The organism is Virgibacillus sp. DJP39, from assembly GCF_049310925.1.
Classification (GTDB): domain Bacteria; phylum Bacillota; class Bacilli; order Bacillales; family Amphibacillaceae; genus Virgibacillus_F.
In genome coordinates this window covers 1-3,652 of the sequence record NZ_JBMERP010000145.1, presented here as the reverse complement: position 1 = coordinate 3,652, position 3,652 = coordinate 1, and the positions used below count along the sequence as shown (strand labels likewise).

The 3,652-nt window shown below is 31.5% G+C and carries 5 protein-coding genes and 2 pseudogenes; all 7 read right to left on the bottom strand.

The window, feature by feature from the left end; translation table 11 throughout:
• Window positions 1-404: pseudogene (locus ACOI1D_RS21215) on the bottom strand (hypothetical protein); the annotation flags it as partial.
• A 17-nt stretch (window positions 405-421) separates the two neighbouring features.
• Entirely contained in the window at window positions 422-1,231 is an 810-nt protein-coding gene (locus tag ACOI1D_RS21210) for a TnsA endonuclease N-terminal domain-containing protein (protein ID WP_422504159.1), read from the bottom strand.
• Between the two features lie 304 nt (window positions 1,232-1,535).
• A complete protein-coding gene (locus ACOI1D_RS21205) occupies window positions 1,536-1,997 on the bottom strand; it encodes a hypothetical protein (RefSeq protein WP_422504157.1) in 462 nt (153 codons plus the stop codon).
• 346 nt (window positions 1,998-2,343) lie between these two features.
• Complete coding sequence (locus tag ACOI1D_RS21200) at window positions 2,344-2,706, bottom strand: hypothetical protein (protein ID WP_422504155.1); 363 nt, start codon at window positions 2,704-2,706, stop codon at window positions 2,344-2,346.
• Window positions 2,707-2,782: 76 nt separating this feature from the next.
• A complete protein-coding gene (locus ACOI1D_RS21195; protein ID WP_422504153.1) occupies window positions 2,783-2,962 on the bottom strand; it encodes a hypothetical protein in 180 nt (59 codons plus the stop codon).
• A gap of 94 nt (window positions 2,963-3,056) precedes the next feature.
• Window positions 3,057-3,293 (bottom strand): DUF3953 domain-containing protein, encoded by a 237-nt coding sequence (locus ACOI1D_RS21190; protein WP_422504151.1) that lies wholly within the window; start codon window positions 3,291-3,293, stop codon window positions 3,057-3,059.
• Window positions 3,294-3,398: 105 nt separating this feature from the next.
• Window positions 3,399-3,652, bottom strand: a pseudogene (locus tag ACOI1D_RS21185) (hypothetical protein); the annotation flags it as partial.

The following is a 3,652-nucleotide window of genomic DNA, read 5'->3' as shown; positions in this document are numbered from 1 at the left end:
AATTGCATCATGTACTTATAAAGTAGACGTTTTGTTTTTCCCGTCTCTTTCATTGCGACTTGAATAAAGGACCCTCTTCCTTTACTACTAAAAATTTCTGGCTCCTGTAAAACCATGGATTTAATACATCTCCATCGTTCATCTCGTAGAGATTTATTGTAGTCAGACAACTCTTCTTCACTTTGATAAATAAAACTAAAGGGATCTTTATTTATCAATGATATTAATTTTTCTTCGTACAATTGCATTAAATCCGACATTTTCCGTTTGACGGGGAATGCTTTAGATTGTTCAATATTTATGGTGTAACAGATAACACTGCCTTCATCAATCCAGAGGATGCGTTCCGTTTGTTTATCACCGTTAGCATCTTCGATACAGATTAAATCATTAGTAATAAACATTTGATCCCTTCCTCTCATTACTCGAAGTCCATTTTGAATACATCTTCAACATTTAGATGCGTATAAATTTTTTGATTGACCTCAACTCGGAATTCTCGACGAGCAATTAAATGTTTTAAAATCTCCAAACCCATTCCATTTTCCAGTTGAAATGTCTTATCAAATTCTGTTACAACTTCAATAATCGATCGGTTATATTTATTAATAAATAACTTCATTTCCCTCATGTACGTATCAAGCACTGATGTGGTTAATTCCGTTATATTGAAATAGGATGAATGGAGCCATTCCACATTATCGATAAGATTTCTGGGCATTTCCTTTTCAGTTACAATTCCCCAATCCACTCCTCGACCTTCCCAATAGGAACGCTCAATCTCAAACTTTTCAATGGTTCGCTTGTTTTCCAATTCCTTTGAAGGTTTTATTGTTCGTGCATAAAATTTTTCACCCGCGGCGGTAGAAACACTAATAAGGAAATCCGTAGTCATTACGATTGGCACCTTGGATTTTGGATCGCACGGATGTTTGATTTCTTTGTTCGTTGCTATATAGTGTGTATCTTCACGAATCAACGGAAATTGTTCCTGTATATCAACAACAGCTTTATTCCATTCCAATACATAAAAGTAGTCACGCTCTAGTTTTGATAGAAACTGATGTATTCGATTTGTTTTCCATCCTTTCCCTCTAGTTGCTAGACCATTTGACGGGAAATCCTGAATCGTAATCCAAGGTTTATAGGTTTCTTTCTCTCCCTGACCACGACCTTCCTTCTCCATTTCGGCTATTTTCTTTTCGGTTAAAGTTGTTTTCCTTTTTGCCATTGATGACACTCCCTTGATTGCTAATGTTATCTGCTATCATCATAAACAGGTATATATCTTATTGCATGCTCTAAATTTTTCTAGTATATATTTTGGTAAAAAAAATGTTTTAGAAGAAATATATTTTGTAAAAACATTTTTTCACATGATTAACTGTTCGAAAATAAAACATTTTTACAAAAAATATCCACAAGATGTATTTTTTATATTACATTTATCAACTATTATTAACATATTATGTAATTTATAAACTACATAACATGCAAAAAAGACCTATCAATTGCATAATAGGTCGGATTCTGACTTATTTAATTTTTAAGAAGTTATTAAAACTATATAAATTTGATGAAAACTGTTCTTTATTTTTATTTTTGCAATAACCCACGGAGTTATAAAACAATGCCTTTACTTGTATTAGTATTTGTTCATCTTGTAAATGGACCGCAATATCAGGGGATAAAGGTTGATCATCTGTTGTACTTACTAATAATTGCCTCCACGTTGTAGGCATATGTATCTTTTTATTATGTAGTGCACTTATTGCACCATTTGTAGCAAACTCATCAAATGTTAGTAAATAAGCTTCGAAGTAATCAATTTTCGGATTTTTGCCACTAGTAAACTCATCAACCCGTTGTTTAAGTTCAGATGGTTTTACACTTTTCTTATAAATTCTTCTTAAAACATGCCTTAGTCTTTTCAGATATTCATCATATTCACCATCATCTAACTTCCTAATCGTGTCCCGAACATTATTAATATACATTTTACCCTCCCTAAGATTTTCTCTTGTTATAAGTAATTTCCGTTTATTTCAAATAAATACTTATGTTTTATATTTTTTCATAGAAAAAAAGCTAATCCCCACAGGAAATCAGCTTTGTTATGTTTTTTTATATATCTTTACTTAAATTTAACATGACGTTCTAAATTTAAAACATTCATTTTACAATACTTATGATTAAGAATAACAACTAGGGTTTCAATGTAACTAAGTTTGTATACCTATTTGTAGTGATATTCGTAATTAAAATAAAAGATCTCAATTCAGTGAACTGAAATCTTTCTTATCTTTATTTTCAATTGCTTCTTCAACTAAAGCACCCGTTAGTTTAAAACTTCCCCTCGTATATTTCTGCAAATTCATCATTAATTTCGATTTGGGTCAATTTGGGGACTTCATTGTTCTTCCATTGGAAACCAACAAAATATGTTCTATCTATTTCGATTAGATTCCATACATTTTCCGATGGTACCCTAATTTTAACTTCCCTTGTACCACTACTTTGTTTTTCATCTATAACTTTTAATTTGATGAAGTAATTATTACCTTCATCTAACTTTTTATCTGTTATTAAGCCTGATGTTATGGTTGAATTATGAATTGTATCTGGCATAAAGTTGCTTACGCCAAGAAATTCAAACGATAAAAATAAAGTAATTATAATAGCAATCGTTAATAACAATTTCTTCACATTAGCACATCCCCTTATTAAACAATCCTGCTTCGTTAGTGCAATAAGCCGTAACGCACCCTATTGTTCAATACTGTTATTCATTTTTTTTATATAAATTTAAGCCTAATCTAAAAAATAATATTAAGAAAGTTATAGCCAATAGACCTCCAATTGTACCCCAATCTATTTGTCCATTTCTAATAATACTAATAATCATAATACCTACAAGTACACCTACAATACTAGAAAGGAACGACTTCAATCTGGAATTCAAATAATCTCCTCCTTCTTCAACAATCCTGCTTCGTTACTTCAATAAGCAATAGGAGCTGCCAAGTCGACAACTCCTTGTTCCACTAAAGCACCCGTTAGCTGAATTGTGAAGTATAAATAACAACGAAAAATACAAACGCAGATGCACCAATGTTTATAAATCCCCAAAATGATCTTTTGTCTTTTTTAAGTTCAATTAAGCCTAATACCAACGTTAGGACACCCACTAAAAATAAAGAATAAGGCAATAATTCCATTTTTCGAGTTATTAAAATATAGCTACCTAATGTGACAACGGATATTGATAAGATAATTCTTAATACTTTCAGCAAATTCTTTCCCCCCTAAAGCAAATTTCTTCTTAAAATAATCTCCCTTTTTTTGAACTAGAGCAGCGAGAACTTATTGTACTAACGCACCTGTTAACACAACAAGGTTTAGTGTTGAATAGGAACCTTTTTTTCAAAAGAAAGTCCTAAATACCTATAATTTATAATAACCTCATTTATTTCTTTATCGTTGACAATACTCAAGCCATAGCTTTTATCATCTTCGGTTGCAGTACTGTTATTTACTTTTTCTAACTGTGATAATGGAGCGGTATTTGGCTCTATTACCACATCTTCAATGTTCGTAATACCATACTCTCTCGCCTCACCATCAAAATCAGCAGCTACAATAAAACCTTTTA

Excerpts from the sequence above, each read along its gene's own strand:
- ACOI1D_RS21205 (WP_422504157.1), bottom strand. The coding sequence starts at position 1,997 with ATGTATATTAATAATGTTCGGGACACGATTAGGAAGTTAGATGATGGT.
- ACOI1D_RS21210 (WP_422504159.1), bottom strand. The coding sequence starts at position 1,231 with ATGGCAAAAAGGAAAACAACTTTAACCGAAAAGAAAATAGCCGAAATG.